Below are 17,981 nucleotides of genomic sequence, written 5' to 3'. Positions count from 1 at the left end.
AAAGCCTATGGCACGCGAATATCCGCTGGAGCGTTACCGCAACTTTGGGATCATGGCCCATATCGACGCGGGCAAGACCACGACGACCGAGCGTATCCTGTTCTACACCGGCAAGAACCACAAGATGGGCGAAACCCACGAGGGTGCGTCCACGATGGACTTCATGGAACAGGAAGCCGAGCGCGGGATCACCATCTCGTCGGCGGCGACCACGACCTTCTGGGAGCGTCATGAAGACACTGACTTCGTGCCCGACCAGTCGAAAAAGATGCGCTTCAACATCATCGACACCCCCGGCCACGTCGACTTCACCATTGAGGTCGAGCGTTCGCTGGCGGTTCTGGACGGCGCGATCGCGCTGCTGGACGCCAATGCCGGCGTCGAGCCGCAGACCGAGACCGTCTGGCGCCAGGCCGACCGCTACAAGGTTCCGCGTCTGGTGTTCGTCAACAAGATGGACAAGATCGGCGCCGACTTCTTCAAATGCGTCCAGATGATCAAGGACCGCACCGGCGGGACCCCGTGCCCGGTGGCTCTGCCCATCGGCGCCGAGGACAAGCTGGAAGGCATCGTCGATCTGGTCAAGATGGAAGAATGGGTCTGGCGCGGCGAGGATCTGGGCGCAAGCTGGATCCGTCAGCCGATCCGCGAAGAGCTTCAGGACCTGGCCGAGGAATGGCGCGGCAAGATGATCGAACTCGCCGTCGAACAGGACGACGAGGCGATGGAAGCCTATCTCGAAGGCAACGAGCCTGACGAGGACACCCTGCGCGCGCTGATCCGCAAGGGCACGCTGTCGCTGTCCTTCTTCCCGGTGCTGGCTGGTTCGTCGTTCAAGAACAAGGGTGTGCAGCCGCTTCTTAACGCGGTTGTGGACTATCTGCCCTCGCCTCTGGACGTGCCGGCCTATGTCGGCTTCGCCCCCGGTGACGAGACCGAGACCCGCAACATCGAGCGTCATGCCTCGGACGACGAGCCGTTCTCGGCGCTGGCGTTCAAGATCATGAACGACTCCTTCGTCGGTTCGCTGACCTTCACGCGCATCTATTCGGGCGCGCTGAAGAAGGGCGACCAGATGATGAACTCGACCAAGGGCAAGCGCGAGCGCGTCGGCCGGATGATGGTCATGCACGCCGTCAACCGCGAGGAAATCGACCAGGCACATGCCGGCGACATCATCGCGCTGGCGGGGCTGAAGGAAACCACCACGGGTGACACCCTGTGCGACCCGGCCAAGCCGGTGGTTCTGGAAACCATGTCCTTCCCCGAGCCGGTGATCGAGATTGCCGTCGAGCCGAAGTCCAAGGCCGATCAGGAAAAGATGGGCCTCGCCCTTCAGCGCCTGGCCGCCGAAGACCCGTCCTTCCGCGTCGAAACCGATCTGGAATCGGGCCAGACGATCATGAAGGGCATGGGCGAACTTCACCTCGACATCCTGGTCGACCGCATGAAGCGCGAGTTCAAGGTCGAGGCGAATATCGGTGCCCCGCAGGTCGCCTATCGCGAGACCATCTCGAACGAAGCCGAGATCGACTACACTCACAAGAAGCAGACCGGTGGTACGGGCCAGTTCGCCCGCGTCAAGCTGGTCATCACCCCGACCGAGCCGGGCGAAGGTTATTCGTTCGAAAGCAAGATCGTCGGTGGTTCGGTGCCCAAGGAATACATCCCGGGCGTCGAAAAGGGCATCAAGTCGGTGATGGACTCCGGTCCGCTGGCGGGCTTCCCGGTGATCGACTTCAAGGTCGCGCTGATCGACGGTGCGTTCCACGACGTCGACTCGTCGGTGCTGGCCTTTGAAATCGCGGCTCGTGCCGCGATGCGCGAAGGTCTGCGCAAGGCCGGGGCCAAGCTGCTGGAACCGATCATGAAGGTCGAGGTGGTGACGCCGGAAGAATACACCGGTTCGATCATCGGCGACCTGACCAGCCGTCGGGGCATGGTGCGGGGTCAGGACAGCCGCGGCAACGCGAACGTCATCGACGCCTTCGTGCCGCTGGCCAACATGTTCGGCTATATCAACAACCTGCGCTCGATGTCTTCGGGCCGCGCAGTGTTCACGATGCAGTTCGACCATTACGACGCCGTGCCGCAGAACATCTCGGACGAGATCCAGAAGAAATTTGCCTGACAAGGGCAGGGCGGGGGGTGACCCCCGCCACCAACGCAATCGATTATCAGGAGCTTGGCCCCTATGGCAAAAGCAAAGTTTGAACGGAACAAGCCGCACGTCAACATCGGCACGATTGGCCATGTCGACCACGGCAAGACGACGCTGACCGCTGCGATCACGAAGTATTTCGGTGATTTCAAGGCCTATGACGCGATCGACGGGGCGCCCGAGGAAAAGGCGCGCGGCATCACCATCTCGACCAGCCATGTCGAGTACGAGACCGAGAACCGCCACTACGCCCATGTCGACTGCCCCGGCCACGCCGACTACGTCAAGAACATGATCACCGGCGCGGCGCAGATGGACGGTGCGATCCTGGTCGTGAACGCCGCCGACGGTCCGATGCCGCAGACCCGCGAGCACATCCTGCTCGGCCGTCAGGTCGGCATCCCCTACATGGTCGTCTACCTCAACAAGGTCGACCAGGTGGATGACGAGGAACTGCTCGAACTGGTCGAGATGGAGGTCCGCGAGCTGCTGTCCTCGTACGACTACCCCGGCGACGACATCCCGATCATCAAGGGCTCGGCGCTGGCCGCCCTGGAAGGCCGCGACCCGGAAATCGGCGAGAATTCGATCCGCGAGCTGCTGAAGGCGGTGGATGAATACATCCCGACGCCCGAGCGCGCCGTCGACCTGCCCTTCCTGATGCCGATCGAGGACGTGTTCTCGATCTCGGGCCGAGGCACCGTGGTCACCGGCCGGGTCGAGCGTGGCGCGGTCAACGTGGGTGACGAGCTGGAAATCGTCGGCATCCGCCCGACGAAAAAGACCATCTGCACCGGCGTCGAGATGTTCCGCAAGCTGCTCGACCGCGGGGAAGCGGGCGACAACATCGGCGCGCTGCTGCGCGGCATCGACCGTGACGGCGTCGAGCGTGGCCAGGTGCTGTGCAAGCCCGGCTCGGTCAAGCCGCACACCAAGTTCGAAGCCGAGGCCTATATCCTGACCAAGGAAGAGGGCGGCCGCCACACCCCGTTCTTCGCCAACTACCGCCCGCAGTTCTACTTCCGCACCACGGACGTGACCGGCACGGTGATGCTGCCCGAGGGCACCGAAATGGTGATGCCGGGCGACAACCTGAAGTTCGAGGTCGAGCTGATCGCCCCGATCGCGATGGAAGAAAAGCTGCGCTTCGCCATCCGCGAAGGCGGCCGCACCGTCGGCGCCGGCGTCGTGGCGAAGATCATCGAGTGATCTGACAGCTATCGCGACATTGAAGGCCCGTCCCGCAGGGGGCGGGCCTTTTTCGTTGGCCTGACTCCAATGATAGCGCTACGTCTGGATGACCCGAGATGGCTTGCGGTGACGTCGGATGAGAAACTGTATCAAAGACCCCACTAAGGCAGTGCACGCCGCTGCAGATCGTCTGAGGCGGGCAATAGATGCGCACTTGGCTGGCGATGACAAAGACGCTGCCCGGCATTTTCGAGCAGCAGACAGTTTGTCGGTTTTCTTCTGGCTGAATCCGTGCTGGTTCGACGTGGAAAAGAACGTCGTAGAGATCGCGCCTGTCGGTGACAGCGTAGCCGTTCCCAAGGCTGATCGGGATCCGGACCGAACCATCTGTGCGCAGGTCAGGAGAGAGGTTCTGGGCAGGGATGGGTATCGCTGCCGTTACTGCAGCGTCCGAGTGATCCCGGCGCAGGTTCGCAAACGTGCGCACCTGCTATACCCGGTCGCTGTCCCGTGGGTCACGACTGATCTGCGTCGTCAACATGCAGGCTTCGCCGCTTTATGGCTGCAATACGACCACGTCGTTCCGCATAGTCACGGCGGACGATCGGATGCGGAGAATGTCGTGATCTCTTGTGGCCTTTGCAATTTCGGCAAGCACAACTACACGCTTCATCAGCTCGACCTGTCCGATCCGCGAGAACGCGCGCCGATGACAATCGAGTGGGACGGGCTGACACGGCTGCTTTCATAGCGAAGATCCTCTTGGACTTGACACTGGGGGACAATGACACGATAAGCCCCCATCGCCGCCGCTTCAGCCAACTCGCGCACGAATCGGTTGCACCTGACAGGGCCGCCCGCTATGGGGGCGGCCTTGCAGTTTTTTCACAAGGTCCGATGCTGGCGCCGCGTGGTGTGTCGTCAGCCTCTCGACTCGAACCCTCAACGACCGAGGGATGACGATGCAAAGTCAGAATATCCGCATTCGGCTGAAGGCGTTCGATTACCGCGTGCTGGACGCCAGCACCCAGGAAATCGTCAACACCGCCAAGCGCACCGGCGCGACCGTTCGCGGTCCGATTCCGCTGCCGAACAAGATTGAGAAATTCACCGTCCTGCGTGGTCCGCACATCGACAAGAAGTCGCGCGACCAGTGGGAGATCCGCACGCACAAGCGGCTTCTGGACATCGTGGACCCCACGCCCCAGACCGTGGACGCCCTGATGAAGCTTGACCTCGCCGCCGGCGTGGATGTCGAGATCAAGGTTTAAAGGGGAAGCGTCATGCGTACGGGTGTTATCGCCAAGAAGCTGGGCATGACCCGGCTGTTCATGGAAGACGGCCGCCAGGTTCCGGTGACCGTTCTTCATCTCGACAATCTGCAGGTCGTCGCGCAGCGCACCTCGGATCGTGACGGCTATGTCGCAGTTCAGCTGGGTGCGGGCGATGCCAAGGCCAAGCGCGTCACGGCCCCGGTTCGCGGCCATTTCGCCAAGGCCGGTGTCGCGCCGAAGCGCAAGATCGCCGAGTTCCGCGTCTCCGAGGACAACCTCGTCGAGGTCGGTGAAGAGATCGTCGCCGATCACTACTTTGCCGGTCAGTTCGTCGACGTCGCCGGCACCTCGATCGGCAAGGGCTTTGCGGGCGCGATGAAGCGTCACAACTTTGGCGGTCTGCGTGCCTCGCACGGCGTGTCGGTCAGCCACCGTTCGCACGGTTCGACCGGTCAGTGCCAGGACCCGGGCAAGGTGTTCAAGGGCAAGAAGATGGCCGGCCATATGGGCGCCGTCCGTGTCACCACCCAGAACCTTCAGGTCATCCGCACCGACAGCGAGCGCGGGCTGATCATGGTCAAGGGTTCGGTGCCCGGTTCGCGTGGCGGCTGGGTCACGATCAAGGACGCGGTCAAGAAGCAACTGCCTGAAAACCTGATTACCCCGGCTGCGACCCGTTCGAAGCTGAAGGAAGCTCAGCGCATGGCCGAAGAGGCTGCTGCCGCCGCCGCTGCCGAGGAAGAAGCCGCCCGTCAGGCTGCTCTGGAAGCCGAAGCCGCTGCCCAGGAAGCCGCGCTGCAGGAAGCCGAAGCCTCGATCGAGGCCGACAAGGCCGAGCAGGGCGACGCCGCGCCGGAAGGGGAGAACAAGGAATGAAACTCGACGTAATCAAGCTGGATTCCGGCAAGGCCGGGACGATCGAGCTGTCGGACGAGATCTTTGGCCTCGAGCCGCGCGGCGATCTGCTGCAGCGCGTGGTGCGCTGGCAGCGCGCCAAGGCGCAGCAGGGGACGCATTCGACGCTCGGCCGGTCCGAAGTGTCGTATTCGACCAAGAAGATCTATCGCCAGAAGGGCACCGGCGGCGCTCGCCACGGTGCGCGCAGTGCGCCGATCTTCCGCAAGGGCGGCATCTACAAGGGTCCGGTTCCGCGCAGCCACGCGTTCGACCTGCCCAAGAAGGTCCGCGCTTTGGGTCTGCGTCATGCGCTGTCGGCCAAGGCCACCGCGGGCGAGCTGTTCGTGATCGAGGATCTGAACCTCGCCGATGCCAAGACCGCAGCCGTCGCCAAGGCGGTCCGTGAGAATGGCTGGAAGCGGGTGCTGGTCATCGACGGCACCGAGGTGAACGAAGATTTCGCCCGCGCCGCGCGCAACCTCGAAGGCGTCGACGTGCTGCCGTCGATGGGTGCGAATGTCTATGACATCCTCAAGCGTGACACGCTGGTGATCACGCGCGCGGGTGTCGAAGCTCTGGAGGCTCGCCTGAAATGAGCGCGAAAGCTGAACATTACGACGTGATCCGCAAGCCGGTCATCACAGAAAAGGCCACCATGGCCGGCGAGAGCAATGCTTTCGTGTTCGAAGTCGCCATCGACTCGAACAAGCCGCAGATCAAGGATGCGGTGGAAAGCCTGTTCGGCGTCAAGGTCAAGGCGGTCAACACCACCGTGACCAAAGGCAAGGTCAAGCGTTTCCGGGGCCGTCCGGGTGTCCGCAAGGACGTCAAGAAGGCCTATGTGACGCTGGAAGAAGGCAACTCGATCGACATGACCAGCGGTCTGTGATCGAGACGGAAAGACAGCGGCCTCCGCCGGCGCGGGGGCCGCAGACGCATCTGACTCAACAAAGCAACGGAAGACAGAAAGATGGCACTCAAGTCGTATAAACCGACGACGCCTGGCCAGCGCGGGCTGGTTCTGATCGACCGTTCGGAGCTTTGGAAAGGTCGTCCGGTCAAGTCCCTCACCGAGGGTCTGACCAAGAAGGGCGGCCGGAACAACACCGGACGGATCACCATGCGCCGCAAGGGCGGCGGCGCAAAGCGCCTGTATCGCATCGTCGATTTCAAGCGCAACAAGTTTGATGTCGCAGGCACCGTCGAGCGGATCGAATACGATCCCAACCGCACGGCCTTCATCGCGCTGGTGCAGTATGAGGACGGCGAGCGCGCCTATATCCTGGCGCCGCAGCGTCTGGGCATCGGCGACCGCGTCCTGTCGGGCGCCAAGGTCGACGTCAAGCCGGGCAACGCGATGCCGTTCGCGGGGATGCCGATCGGCACGATCGTCCACAATGTCGAGCTGAAGCCCGGCAAGGGTGGCCAGATCGCGCGTTCGGCCGGCACCTATGCCCAGTTCGTCGGGCGCGACGGGGGCTATGCCCAGATCCGTCTGTCCTCGGGCGAGCTGCGTCTGGTCCGGCAGGAATGCATGGCGACCATCGGCGCGGTGTCGAACGCCGACCACTCGAACCAGGATTTCGGCAAGGCTGGCCGCAACCGTCACAAGGGCATCCGTCCCAGCGTGCGCGGTGTCGCCATGAACCCGATCGACCACCCGCATGGTGGTGGTGAGGGCCGCACCTCGGGTGGCCGGACGCCGGTGACGCCCTGGGGCAAGGACACCAAGGGCCGGAAGACCCGCTCGAACAAGTCGACCGACAAGTATATCCTGCGGTCGCGTCACGTGAAGAAGGGGCGTTAATCCATGGCACGTTCTGTTTGGAAGGGCCCGTTCGTCGACGCCTATGTTCTGAAGAAGGCCGAGAAGGCCCGCGAAGCCGGCAAGTCCGACGTGATCAAGATCTGGTCGCGCCGCTCGACGATCCTGCCCCAATTCGTCGGTCTGACCTTCGGCGTCTATAACGGCAAGAAACACATCCCGGTCAACGTGACCGAAGAGATGATCGGCCAGAAATTCGGTGAATACTCGCCGACGCGGACCTATTACGGTCACGCCGCCGACAAGAAAGCGAAGAGGAAGTAATCGTCATGGGTAAGGAAAAGAATCCGCGCCGCGTGGCGGATAACGAAGCGATGGCCAAGACCACGATGCTTCGCACCTCGCCGCAGAAGCTGAACCTTGTCGCCGGTCTGATCCGCGGCAAGAAGGTCGAAACCGCGCTGTCCGACCTGACCTTCTCGAAGCGCCGCATCGCTGGCGACGTCAAGAAGTGCCTGCAGTCGGCCATCGCGAACGCCGAGAACAACCACAACCTGGACGTCGACAACCTGATCGTTGCCGAAGCCTGGGTGGGCAAGAACATGGTGCTCAAGCGCGGCCGTCCGCGGGCGCGTGGTCGTTACGGCCGCATCCTGAAGCCGTTCTCGGAAATCACCATCAAGCTGCGCGAGGTCGATCCGGCCGCCGCTGCGGCTGCTGCGGAAGCCAAGAAAGCTGCCCGCAAGCCGGCCACGGCCGCCACCGCAGAGGAGCAAGCGTAATGGGTCAGAAGGTCAACCCCGTCGGGATGCGCCTGCAGGTCAACCGGACCTGGGACAGCCGCTGGTACGCCGATGACAAGGAATACGGCAATCTGCTGCTGGAAGACTTGAAGATTCGCGACTTCGTCAAGTCCGAGGCCAAGCAGGCCGGCATCAGCCGCGTCATCATCGAGCGTCCGCACCGCAAGTGCCGCGTGACCATCCATGCCGCTCGGCCGGGTGTCATCATCGGCAAGAAGGGCGCCGATATCGAGGTTCTGCGCAAGAAGCTGGCGCAGTTCACCGATAGCGAGCTGCACCTGAACATCGTCGAGGTGCGCAAGCCCGAGCTGGACGCGGCCCTGGTCGCGGAAAGCATCGCGCAGCAGCTCGAGCGTCGCGTCTCGTTCCGTCGCGCCATGAAGCGTGCGGTTCAGAACGCCATGCGGATGGGTGCGCTGGGGATCCGTGTCAACGTCGCGGGCCGCCTTGGCGGTGCCGAGATCGCACGGACCGAGTGGTACCGCGAGGGCCGCGTTCCGCTGCACACGCTGCGTGCCGATATCGACTATGCCCTGGGCGAGGCGATGACCCCTTACGGGATCATCGGCATCAAGGTGTGGATCTTCAAGGGCGAGATCATGGAACATGATCCGCAGGCCCACGACCGCCGCGCGGCCGAAGCGCAGGACGGACCTGCGCCTCGTGGCCCGCGCCGCGACCGCGACGCCCGGTAAGGAGTAGACAACAATGCTGCAACCGAAACGGACAAAGTTCCGCAAACAGCACAAGGGCCGCATCCACGGCGAAGCCAAGGGCGGTTACGAGCTGAACTTCGGGTCTTTCGCGCTGAAGGCCACCGAGCCCGAGCGTGTCACCGCCCGCCAGATCGAGGCGGCCCGCCGCGCGATCACCCGTCACATGAAGCGTCAGGGCCGGGTCTGGATCCGGATCTTCCCGGACGTCCCGGTTTCGTCGAAGCCGACCGAAGTGCGGATGGGTAAGGGCAAGGGCTCGGTCGATTTCTGGGCCGCCCGCGTCCATCCCGGCCGCGTGATGTTCGAGATCGACGGCGTGTCGGACTCCATCGCCCGCGAGGCGCTGCGCCTCGGCGCGATGAAGCTGCCGGTCATGACCCGCATCGTCGAGCGCACCGACTGGTAAGCGCGCCTGACGGACAAGATGGAAGCCCGCCCCTCACCGGGCGGGGTTTTGCGTTGTCGCGTCTGTGACGTGGGCCGCGCGCAAAACTTCGTGATCGCGCTGGCCGGATTTTGCCTGTTCGCCGGAAAAATCGTAGCATTGGCGCGTCAACAAACTGAAAGCGAGAATGCCATGAAGACAAGCTTCTATAGTGCGGTCGCTGTGACGATGCTGGGCGCGGCACCCGCCCTGGCCGGCGGCCTGACCGCCCCGGTCGCCGAGCCGGTGGTGGTCGAGCCGGTGGTGATGGCCACCAGCGTCGGCCCGAACTGGACCGGCGGCTATCTGGGCGCGCAGATCGGTTACGGCGACATCGGCACCTCGCTGAAGGGGGTCGAGGGCGACGGCGCCATCGGGGGTCTGATCGCGGGCTATGACTATGATCTGGGCAACTGGGTCATCGGCGCCGGGCTGGACTATGACTGGACCGGGATCGAGCTGGAGCCGGCCGCGGTCGAGGTCGAAGAGGTGATGCGCGTCAAGCTGCGCGGCGGCTACAAGATCGGCAACGGTCTGGCCTATCTTTCCGGCGGCTATGCCAAGGCCAAGACCGATGTGCTGGGCAATGACGACGGCTATTTCGTCGGCGCCGGTTACGAGCACAGGCTGAGCGACCGCTTCAGCCTGGGCGGCGAGGTGCTGTATCACAAGTTCGACGACTTCAACGACAGCGGCATCGACGTCGATGCGACGACGATCCAGATGCGGGCGGCCTTCCGCTTCTGATCCGGGCGGCGGGGCAGGGTGCTGCCCAGCGGACCCCTGACGACCGCCGGCGGCGTCCGCGTCGCCGGTTTCGGCGCTTCGGCAAAAGTTTTGCTTGCGCTTCCCGTCCCGCTTGCCTATAGGGACGCAACCTGCGCGTCCGTCATGCGGATGTCGCGGGTTTATCATTTACTCCACCGGGTATCAGGTCACCTCTCCAGGGCCTGCTGGTGATGTTGGAAAGGACGACGCGCATGACCGCGCAGGAACTGAAATCGAAGACGCCTGACGAGCTGAAGGATCAACTCGTCGCGCTGAAGAAGGAAGCGTTCAACCTGCGCTTCCAGCAGGCCACCGGCCAGCTTGAGAACACGGCCCGCATGCGGACCGTGCGCCGCGAGGTTGCCCGCGTGAAGACCATTCTGAACCAGAAAGCGGCAGACGCCGCCGCGTCGAACTGAGGAGGCTGACTTATGCCCAAACGCATCCTGCAAGGCACCGTCACCTCGGACAAGAACGACCAGACCGTCACGGTCCTGGTCGAGCGTCGCTTCAAGCACCCGCTGCTGCAGAAGACGGTTCGGATCTCGAAGAAATTCCGTGCGCATGACGCGGAGAACAGTTTCAAGGTCGGTGACAAGGTTCGCATCATGGAATGCGCGCCGGTCTCGAAAACCAAGCGCTGGACCGTCCTGGCGGACGAACAGGCCACAGCCTGAACCAGCATTCATACGAAACCCTGGGGCGGCATGCATCGCCGTCCCCAAAGGTCGGGAGTAAACCATGATCCAGATGCAAACCAATCTGGATGTTGCTGACAACTCTGGCGCTCGCCGGGTGCAGTGCATCAAGGTTCTGGGTGGCTCGCACCGGCGTTATGCGTCGGTGGGCGACATCATTGTCGTTTCCGTCAAGGAAGCCATCCCGCGCGGTCGCGTGAAGAAAGGTGACGTCCGCAAGGCCGTCGTCGTCCGCACCGCCAAGGAAGTGAAGCGCGAGGACGGAACCTCGATCCGCTTCGACCGCAACGCCGCCGTCATCCTGAACAACCAGGGCGAGCCGATCGGCACCCGGATCTTCGGGCCGGTCGTGCGCGAGCTGCGTGCCAAGAACTTCATGAAGATCATCTCGCTCGCTCCGGAGGTGTTGTGATGGCTGCCAAGCTGAAAAAGGGCGACAAGGTCGTCGTGCTGGCCGGCAAGGACAAGGGCAAGCAGGGTGAGATCACCCGCGTCATGCCGCAGGACAACAAGGCCATCGTGGACGGCGTGAACATCGCGCTGCGTCACACCCGCCAGTCGCAGACCAGCCAGGGCGGCCGGGTGCCGAAGGCAATGCCGATCGACCTGTCGAATCTGGCGCTGATGGACAAGAACGGCAAGGCGACCCGCGTCGGTTTCCGCATGGAAGGCGACCAGAAGGTTCGTTTTGCCAAGACCACGGGAGACGTGATCTGATGCTGGACCAAGCCAATTACACCCCGCGTCTGAAGGCCGAGTACAAGGACCGGATCCGTGCCGCCTTGAAGGAAGAATATTCCTACAAGAACGACATGCAGATCCCGCGTCTTGAAAAGATCGTGCTGAACATGGGCATCGGCGAAGCCGTCAAGGACACCAAGAAGGTCAAGCAGGGCGCAGAAGAACTGTCGCTGATCGCTGGCCAGAAGGCCGTCATCACCAAGGCCAAGAAGTCGATCGCCGGCTTCCGTCTGCGTGAGGAAATGCCGCTGGGTGCCAAGGTGACGCTGCGTGGCGACCGGATGTACGAGTTCCTCGACCGTCTGATCAACATCGCGCTGCCCCGCGTCCGCGACTTCCGCGGCGTCAAGGGCACCTCGTTCGACGGCCGCGGCAACTATGCCATGGGCCTGAAAGAGCACATCGTGTTCCCGGAGATCAACTTCGACAAGGTCGACGAAGTTCTGGGGATGGACATCATCATCTGCACCACCGCACAGACCGATGCGGAAGCGAAGTCGCTGTTGAAGGAATTCAACATGCCGTTCAACAGCTGATCGCGAGGGGATAGAAGATATGGCAAAGAAATCCATGGTCGAGCGCGAGAAGAAGCGCGAGCGTCTGGTTCAGAAATATGCCGCCAAGCGGGCCGAGCTGAACGAGATCATCCACGATCAAGAACGTCCGATGGAAGAGCGGTTCAAGGCCACGCTGAAGCTGGCCGATCTGCCGCGCAACTCGTCGGCCACGCGCCTGCACAACCGGTGCCAACTGACCGGCCGTCCGCATGCGTATTACCGCAAACTGAAACTCAGCCGGATCATGCTGCGCGAGCTCGGCTCGCAAGGTCAGATTCCGGGCCTGGTGAAATCGAGCTGGTAAGGGGACGAAGATGAACATGAACGATCCTCTCGGCGATATGCTGACCCGCATCCGCAACGCGCAGCTGCGCGGCAAGTCGACGGTCCGCACGCCTGCCAGCAAGCTTCGCGCCTGGGTTCTGGATGTGCTGAAGGCCGAGGGCTATATCCGCGGCTATGAAGAAGTCACCACCGACACCGGCCACACCGAGCTGTCGATCGAGCTGAAATACTATGAAGGTCAGCCGGTCATCCGCGAGTTGTCCCGCGTGTCCAAGCCCGGTCGCCGCGTCTATGCCGGTGCCACCCAGCTCCCGCAGGTCCGTCAGGGCCTTGGGGTTTCCATCGTCTCGACGCCGAAAGGCGTGATGTCGGATGCAGCCGCTCGCAACGCCAATGTCGGCGGCGAAGTGCTCTGCACCGTATTCTAAGGAGGGCAGGATGTCTCGTATTGGTAAAAGACCGGTCGAACTGCCCAAGGGCGTGACGGCCGAGATCAAGGGCCAGACCATCGAGGTGAAGGGGCCGAAGGGCACCCGTAGCTTCACCGCCACCGATGATGTCGAGCTGAAGGTCGAAGACGGTTCCGTGTCGGTTCTGCCGCGCGGCCTGTCCAAGCGTGCGCGCCAGCAGTGGGGGATGACCCGCTCGATGGTGTCGAACCTGGTGACCGGCGTCGCCGACGGCTTCAAGAAAGAGCTCGAGATCCAGGGCGTCGGCTATCGCGCGCAGATGCAGGGCAAGACGCTCAAGCTGGCGCTCGGCTATTCGCATGACGTGAACTTTGAAACGCCCGAGGGCGTGACGATCACGGCGCCGAAGCAGACCGAAATCATTGTGGAAGGCATCGACCAGCAGCTTGTCGGGCAGGTCGCCGCGAACATCCGCGAGTGGAAGCGCCCCGAGCCCTACAAGGGCAAGGGCATCCGCTACAAGGGTGAGTTCGTCTTCCGCAAGGAAGGCAAAAAGAAGTAAGGAACGCAGATATGGCACTGACAAAAAGGGAACTGTTCCTCAAGCGCCGTCTGCGCAACCGGAACAAACTGCACGCGATGTCCTCGGGCCGTCCGCGTCTGTCGGTTCACCGTTCGAACAAGAACATTTCGGTTCAGGTGATCGACGACCTGCAGGGCGTGACCCTGGCGGCGGCATCCACGCTCGAGAAGGATCTTGGCGTGGTGGGCAAGAACAACGTCGAGGCCGCCGCCAAGATCGGCGCCGCGATTGCCGAGCGGGCCAGGAAGGCCGGGGTCGAGGACGTCGTCTTCGACCGTGGCGGCTTCCTGTTCCACGGCAAGGTCAAGGCGCTGGCCGATGCGGCCCGCGAAGGCGGCCTGAAGTTCTGACGAAAATGCGGATGGCGCCGGGTCTTGCCCGCGCGCCATCCCGATGATCGGGGGGCAGGGGGCTGTCGCGCCTTGCCCACTTCGATTGGATCATTCGGCGCGCTGCGCCACCATGGAAAGGATGCCTGAATGGCAGAACGTGATAACCGCCGGGGTCGCCGCGACGACCGTGATGAGAACCCGGAATTTCAGGATCGTCTGGTCGCGATCAACCGCGTCTCGAAAACCGTCAAGGGTGGCAAGCGCTTCGGCTTTGCGGCCCTGGTGGTGGTCGGCGATCAGCGCGGCCGCGTCGGTTTCGGCAAGGGCAAGGCCAAGGAAGTGCCCGAGGCGATCCGCAAGGCGACCGAGCAGGCCAAGCGCCAGATGGTCCGCGTCCCGCTGCGCGACGGCCGCACCCTGCATCATGACGCCGAAGGCCGCCACGGCGCCGGTCGCGTCGTGATGCGCACCGCCGTTCCCGGCACCGGCATCATCGCCGGCGGTCCGATGCGCGCCGTGTTCGAGATGCTGGGCGTTCAGGACGTCGTGGCGAAATCGCTGGGCTCGCAGAACCCCTACAACATGATCCGCGCCACGCTGGACGCGCTGAAAAGCGGCGCCTCGCCCCGCTCGGTCGCGCAGCGTCGCGGCAAGAAGGTCGCCGACATCCTGCCCCCGCAGGAGAAAGCGCCCGAAGCCACGGTCGGCACCGACGCCACCGTGACCTCGGCCGAGGCGTAAGGAGAGCACATCATGGCAAAAACCATCGTCGTGAAGCAGATCGGCTCGCCGATCCGCCGCCCCGCCATCCAGCGTGAGACGCTGAAGGGTCTGGGCCTGAACAAGATGAACCGCACGCGCGAGCTGGAAGACACCCCGGCCGTCCGTGGCATGGTCGCCAAGATCCCGCATCTGGCCGTCATCATCGAGGAAAAGGGCTGAGCCGCAGGCTTGACCCCGCAGATCACGCCCCGGCCTGTCCGGGGCGTTTTCGTTTCGCGGCCACCGCCCGGCGCTTGACCGGCGAGCCGCGATGGACTAGGAACCCCCGGCAGCCGTAAGGGCTGCCTTCACGATCAGCATATGCCGTGTCCGCCCTTTCGCTTCGTGGGGCGCTTCCGGCCAAGGAGAAGCACAATGAAACTGAATGAAATCCGCGACAATGAAGGCGCGAACCGCAAGAAGAAGCGCGTTGCGCGCGGTCCCGGTTCGGGCAAGGGCAAGACCGCCGGTCGCGGCATCAAGGGTCAGACCTCGCGGTCCGGCGTGGCGCTGAACGGCTATGAAGGCGGCCAGATGCCGCTGTATCGCCGCCTGCCCAAGCGCGGCTTCACCGCCCCCAACGCCAAGAAGTTCGCCGTCGTCAATCTGGGCCAGATGCAGGCCTTCATCGACGCGGGCAAGCTGGATGCCGGCAGCCCGGTGACCGAGGACGCACTGGTCGCCTCGGGTCTGGTGCGGCGCAAGCTGGACGGCGTGCGGGTGCTGGCCAAGGGCGAGCTGACCTCGAAGCTGGAGCTGACCGTGGCCGGCGCGTCGAAATCGGCGGTCGAGGCCATCGAGAAGGCCGGCGGCAAGATCACCCTGACCGCGCCTGTTCGCGAAGACGCCGCGGCCGAGTGATTGTGCTTGTGAGGGGGCGCGCGTCCCCTTACATACGGCACCGAGTTTCCTAAGCGCCGCGGGATCTCAGCGAGGTCCGGCGGCGCTGTCATGAACAGACCCGATACTGGGGGCAGAAATGGCGTCAGCCGCAGAACAGATGGCCGCGAACCTCTCTTGGGGGGCGTTCGGCAAGGCCACGGAACTTCGTCAGCGAATCTGGTTCACCCTTGGCTTGCTGATCATCTATCGCCTTGGCACCTATATCCCGGTGCCGGGCATCGACGGCGTTGCGCTGCGCAACTTCATGGCCGATGCGCAGGCCGGGATCGGCGGCATCCTGTCGATGTTCACCGGCGGCGCGCTTGGCCGGATGGGCGTTTTTGCCCTTGGCATCATGCCCTATATCTCGGCCTCGATCATCGTGCAGCTGCTGGCCTCGATGGTGCCGGCGCTCGAGCAGTTGAAGAAAGAGGGCGAGCAGGGCCGCAAGAAGATCAACCAGTATACGCGCTATGGCACCGTGCTGCTGGCGCTGTTCCAGGCCTTCGGTCTGGCCAAATCGCTGGAAGCGGGCGGGCTGGCGAACGAGCCGGGCCTGTTCTTCGAGGCGTCGGTCGTCATCACGCTGGTCGGCGGGACCATGTTCCTGATGTGGCTGGGCGAGCAGATCACCGCGCGCGGCATCGGCAACGGCATCAGCCTGATCATCTTTGTTGGCATCATCGCCGAGATTCCCGGCGCGCTGGCGCAGTTCTTCAGCCAGGGGCGGTCGGGCGCGGTCTCGACCCCGGTGGTCATCGGCGTGATCGTCATGGTCATCGCGGTGATCGCCTTTGTCGTCTTCATGGAACGCGCGCTGCGCAAGATCCATATCCAGTATCCGCGCCGTCAGGTCGGGATGAAGGTGTATGACGGGCAGAGCAGCCACCTGCCGATCAAGGTCAACCCGTCGGGCGTCATTCCCGCCATCTTCGCAAGCTCGCTGCTGCTGCTGCCGGTCACCATCTCGACCTTTTCCGGCAACCAGACCGGGCCGGTGATGTCGCGCGTGCTGGCCTATTTCGGGCCGGGGCAGCCGCTGTATCTGCTGTTCTTCGCGCTGATGATCGTCTTCTTCGCGTATTTCTATACCCAGAACGTCGCGTTCAAATCCGACGACGTGGCCGAGAACCTGAAGAACCAGGGCGGCTTCATTCCGGGTATCCGGCCCGGCAAACGGACCGAGGAATATCTCGATTACGTCGTGAACCGGGTGCTGGTGCTGGGGTCCGGCTATCTGGCGGCGGTCTGCCTGCTGCCCGAGGTGATCCGCAGCCAGCTGGCCGTGCCCTTCTATTTCGGCGGCACATCGGTTCTGATCGTGGTGTCGGTGGTGATGGACACCATCAACCAGGTACAAAGCCACTTGCTTGCCCATCAATATGAGGGCCTGATCGAAAAGTCGCAGCTTCGCGGCAAGCGCAAACCGGGAACCGCCCGGCCACGAAAGGCCCCGGCGCGCCGCTAGGGCGCGGCCGGTCGGGCTGAAAACGGACGAGGGATCAACATGACCGTGAACATCATTCTTCTGGGACCGCCCGGCGCCGGCAAGGGCACGCAGGCCCGCCGGCTGGTCGAAGAGCGTGGGCTGGTGCAGCTCTCCACCGGCGACATGCTGCGCGAGGCGCGCAGCTCGGGCACCGAGATGGGCAAGGTCGTGGCCGAGGTCATGGACAAGGGCCAGCTGGTCACGGACGAGATCGTGATCGGGCTGATCCGCGAAAAGCTGGAAAGCGTGGACGCGCCCGGCTTTATCTTCGACGGGTTTCCGCGGACGCTGGCGCAGGCCGATGCGCTTGGCACGCTGCTGAACGGGCTGGGGCAGGCGGTCGATGCGGTGATCGAGATGCGGGTCGATGACGACGCGCTCGTCGACCGGATCTCGGGGCGCTATACCTGCGGCAATTGCGGCGAGGTCTATCACGACACCACCCGGCCGACCAAGACCGAGGGCGTCTGCGATGTCTGCGGCTCGACCGATCTGCGCCGCCGCGCCGATGACAATGCCGAGAGCCTCAAGATCCGGCTGCTGGAATATTACAAGAAGACCTCGCCGCTGATCGGCTACTATTATCGCGGCGGCAGCCTGAACACGATCGACGGCATGGCCGAGGTCACGCAGGTCGCCTCCGAGATCGCGCAGGTGATGGACAGCATCCCGCGCAACTCGGTGCAGGGCTGACCGATCGGGCGCCGCCTGTTGACAAGCGGGCGGATAGCCTTTAGTTGACGGCATCCCGCAAGGGGAATCACCACTCCGGTGAATTGGCTGGGGCCCGAAATCGAATTTCGGGCCTTTGGTTGTGAAAAAAGGTTCCGGTGCTACGGAACCGCAACTTGGAAAAGGAAAACGCGTGGCTCGTATCGCTGGCGTCAACATCCCGACGGGAAAGCCCGTCCCCATCGCTCTGACCTATATTCACGGCATCGGTAACCACTTCGCCAGCGAGATCGTCGCTGCCGTGGGGATCGAGCCGGGCCGTCGCGTCAATGACCTGTCGGATGCCGAAATCCTGCAGATCCGCGAATATATCGACGCAAACCTGACCGTCGAAGGCGACCTGCGCCGCGACACCCAGATGAACATCAAGCGGATGATGGATCTGGGGTCCTATCGCGGTCTGCGCCACCGCCGTGGCCTGCCTGTGCGCGGTCAGCGCACCCACACCAATGCCCGCACCCGCAAGGGCCCGGCGAAGCCGATCGCCGGCAAGAAGAAATAAGGAGGCAGG

27 protein-coding genes and 1 pseudogene are annotated in these 17,981 nt (G+C 63.4%); all 28 read left to right on the top strand.

Going from position 1 to position 17,981, the window contains the following annotated elements; all coding sequences use genetic code 11:
* Positions 1-7: 7 nt before the first annotated feature.
* On the top strand, positions 8-2,131 hold the full coding sequence (fusA, locus tag CYR75_RS08205; RefSeq protein WP_101499601.1) for an elongation factor G: 2,124 nt from the start codon (positions 8-10) through the stop codon (positions 2,129-2,131).
* 63 nt (positions 2,132-2,194) lie between these two features.
* A complete protein-coding gene (gene tuf / locus CYR75_RS08200) occupies positions 2,195-3,370 on the top strand; it encodes an elongation factor Tu (protein WP_101498624.1) in 1,176 nt (391 codons plus the stop codon).
* 196 nt (positions 3,371-3,566) lie between these two features.
* A complete protein-coding gene (locus CYR75_RS08195) occupies positions 3,567-4,103 on the top strand; it encodes an HNH endonuclease (RefSeq protein ID WP_158644615.1) in 537 nt (178 codons plus the stop codon).
* Positions 4,104-4,314: 211 nt separating this feature from the next.
* Positions 4,315-4,623, top strand: coding sequence for a 30S ribosomal protein S10 (gene rpsJ / locus CYR75_RS08190; protein ID WP_042247848.1), 309 nt, complete (start codon positions 4,315-4,317; stop codon positions 4,621-4,623).
* Positions 4,624-4,635: 12 nt separating this feature from the next.
* Entirely contained in the window at positions 4,636-5,502 is an 867-nt protein-coding gene (gene rplC, locus CYR75_RS08185) for a 50S ribosomal protein L3 (protein ID WP_101499599.1), read from the top strand.
* Entirely contained in the window at positions 5,499-6,119 is a 621-nt protein-coding gene (gene rplD / locus CYR75_RS08180) for a 50S ribosomal protein L4 (protein ID WP_101499598.1), read from the top strand. Before rplC ends, rplD begins: the two co-directional genes overlap by 4 nt.
* Complete coding sequence (locus CYR75_RS08175) at positions 6,116-6,412, top strand: 50S ribosomal protein L23 (protein WP_101499597.1); 297 nt, start codon at positions 6,116-6,118, stop codon at positions 6,410-6,412. Before rplD ends, CYR75_RS08175 begins: the two co-directional genes overlap by 4 nt.
* Positions 6,413-6,493: 81 nt before the next feature.
* Positions 6,494-7,330 carry a 50S ribosomal protein L2 gene (rplB, locus tag CYR75_RS08170; protein ID WP_101499596.1) on the top strand — a complete coding sequence of 279 codons (837 nt, stop codon included), beginning with the start codon at positions 6,494-6,496 and terminating at the stop codon, positions 7,328-7,330.
* 3 nt (positions 7,331-7,333) lie between these two features.
* The gene (gene rpsS / locus CYR75_RS08165; protein WP_101499595.1) at positions 7,334-7,612 is read left to right on the top strand and encodes a 30S ribosomal protein S19; all 279 of its coding nucleotides are present in this window, start codon (positions 7,334-7,336) and stop codon (positions 7,610-7,612) included.
* Positions 7,613-7,617: 5 nt separating this feature from the next.
* Positions 7,618-7,995, top strand: a pseudogene (rplV, locus tag CYR75_RS08160) (50S ribosomal protein L22); the annotation flags it as partial.
* 74 nt (positions 7,996-8,069) lie between these two features.
* Positions 8,070-8,786 carry a 30S ribosomal protein S3 gene (gene rpsC, locus CYR75_RS08155; protein ID WP_101499593.1) on the top strand — a complete coding sequence of 239 codons (717 nt, stop codon included), beginning with the start codon at positions 8,070-8,072 and terminating at the stop codon, positions 8,784-8,786.
* A gap of 13 nt (positions 8,787-8,799) precedes the next feature.
* Entirely contained in the window at positions 8,800-9,213 is a 414-nt protein-coding gene (gene rplP, locus CYR75_RS08150) for a 50S ribosomal protein L16 (RefSeq protein ID WP_101499592.1), read from the top strand.
* Between the two features lie 171 nt (positions 9,214-9,384).
* Positions 9,385-9,978 carry an outer membrane protein gene (locus CYR75_RS08145; protein ID WP_101499591.1) on the top strand — a complete coding sequence of 198 codons (594 nt, stop codon included), beginning with the start codon at positions 9,385-9,387 and terminating at the stop codon, positions 9,976-9,978.
* Between the two features lie 233 nt (positions 9,979-10,211).
* A complete protein-coding gene (gene rpmC, locus CYR75_RS08140) occupies positions 10,212-10,418 on the top strand; it encodes a 50S ribosomal protein L29 (RefSeq protein WP_101499590.1) in 207 nt (68 codons plus the stop codon).
* Between the two features lie 12 nt (positions 10,419-10,430).
* Positions 10,431-10,676, top strand: a complete 246-nt coding sequence (gene rpsQ / locus CYR75_RS08135; protein WP_101499589.1) for a 30S ribosomal protein S17 — start codon at positions 10,431-10,433, stop codon at positions 10,674-10,676.
* A gap of 64 nt (positions 10,677-10,740) precedes the next feature.
* The gene (gene rplN / locus CYR75_RS08130; protein WP_101499588.1) at positions 10,741-11,109 is read left to right on the top strand and encodes a 50S ribosomal protein L14; all 369 of its coding nucleotides are present in this window, start codon (positions 10,741-10,743) and stop codon (positions 11,107-11,109) included.
* A complete protein-coding gene (gene rplX, locus CYR75_RS08125; RefSeq protein WP_101499587.1) occupies positions 11,109-11,414 on the top strand; it encodes a 50S ribosomal protein L24 in 306 nt (101 codons plus the stop codon). The genes rplN and rplX overlap by 1 nt, the downstream gene beginning before the upstream one ends.
* Positions 11,414-11,974: a 50S ribosomal protein L5 gene (gene rplE, locus CYR75_RS08120; protein ID WP_101499586.1), complete on the top strand. Its 561-nt coding sequence runs from the start codon at positions 11,414-11,416 to the stop codon at positions 11,972-11,974. Before rplX ends, rplE begins: the two co-directional genes overlap by 1 nt.
* Before the next feature lie 19 nt (positions 11,975-11,993).
* Complete coding sequence (gene rpsN / locus CYR75_RS08115) at positions 11,994-12,299, top strand: 30S ribosomal protein S14 (protein WP_101499585.1); 306 nt, start codon at positions 11,994-11,996, stop codon at positions 12,297-12,299.
* A gap of 10 nt (positions 12,300-12,309) precedes the next feature.
* Complete coding sequence (gene rpsH / locus CYR75_RS08110; protein WP_101499584.1) at positions 12,310-12,708, top strand: 30S ribosomal protein S8; 399 nt, start codon at positions 12,310-12,312, stop codon at positions 12,706-12,708.
* A 10-nt stretch (positions 12,709-12,718) separates the two neighbouring features.
* Entirely contained in the window at positions 12,719-13,252 is a 534-nt protein-coding gene (rplF, locus tag CYR75_RS08105; RefSeq protein ID WP_101499583.1) for a 50S ribosomal protein L6, read from the top strand.
* Positions 13,253-13,263: 11 nt separating this feature from the next.
* Positions 13,264-13,623 carry a 50S ribosomal protein L18 gene (gene rplR / locus CYR75_RS08100; protein ID WP_101499582.1) on the top strand — a complete coding sequence of 120 codons (360 nt, stop codon included), beginning with the start codon at positions 13,264-13,266 and terminating at the stop codon, positions 13,621-13,623.
* A 129-nt stretch (positions 13,624-13,752) separates the two neighbouring features.
* Complete coding sequence (rpsE, locus tag CYR75_RS08095; protein ID WP_101499581.1) at positions 13,753-14,346, top strand: 30S ribosomal protein S5; 594 nt, start codon at positions 13,753-13,755, stop codon at positions 14,344-14,346.
* A gap of 12 nt (positions 14,347-14,358) precedes the next feature.
* On the top strand, positions 14,359-14,547 hold the full coding sequence (gene rpmD / locus CYR75_RS08090; RefSeq protein WP_101499580.1) for a 50S ribosomal protein L30: 189 nt from the start codon (positions 14,359-14,361) through the stop codon (positions 14,545-14,547).
* 195 nt (positions 14,548-14,742) lie between these two features.
* Entirely contained in the window at positions 14,743-15,228 is a 486-nt protein-coding gene (rplO, locus tag CYR75_RS08085; RefSeq protein ID WP_101499579.1) for a 50S ribosomal protein L15, read from the top strand.
* Between the two features lie 118 nt (positions 15,229-15,346).
* The gene (gene secY / locus CYR75_RS08080; RefSeq protein ID WP_101499578.1) at positions 15,347-16,717 is read left to right on the top strand and encodes a preprotein translocase subunit SecY; all 1,371 of its coding nucleotides are present in this window, start codon (positions 15,347-15,349) and stop codon (positions 16,715-16,717) included.
* A 39-nt stretch (positions 16,718-16,756) separates the two neighbouring features.
* Entirely contained in the window at positions 16,757-17,431 is a 675-nt protein-coding gene (locus CYR75_RS08075) for an adenylate kinase (RefSeq protein WP_101499577.1), read from the top strand.
* Between the two features lie 172 nt (positions 17,432-17,603).
* Positions 17,604-17,972 (top strand): 30S ribosomal protein S13, encoded by a 369-nt coding sequence (gene rpsM / locus CYR75_RS08070; protein ID WP_101499576.1) that lies wholly within the window; start codon positions 17,604-17,606, stop codon positions 17,970-17,972.
* The last annotated feature ends 9 nt before the right edge of the window (positions 17,973-17,981 follow it).

The organism is Paracoccus jeotgali (genome assembly GCF_002865605.1).
Classification (GTDB): domain Bacteria; phylum Pseudomonadota; class Alphaproteobacteria; order Rhodobacterales; family Rhodobacteraceae; genus Paracoccus; species Paracoccus jeotgali.
The sequence above is the reverse complement of the archived record's forward strand: the minus strand, read 5'-3'. Positions and strand labels throughout refer to the sequence as shown.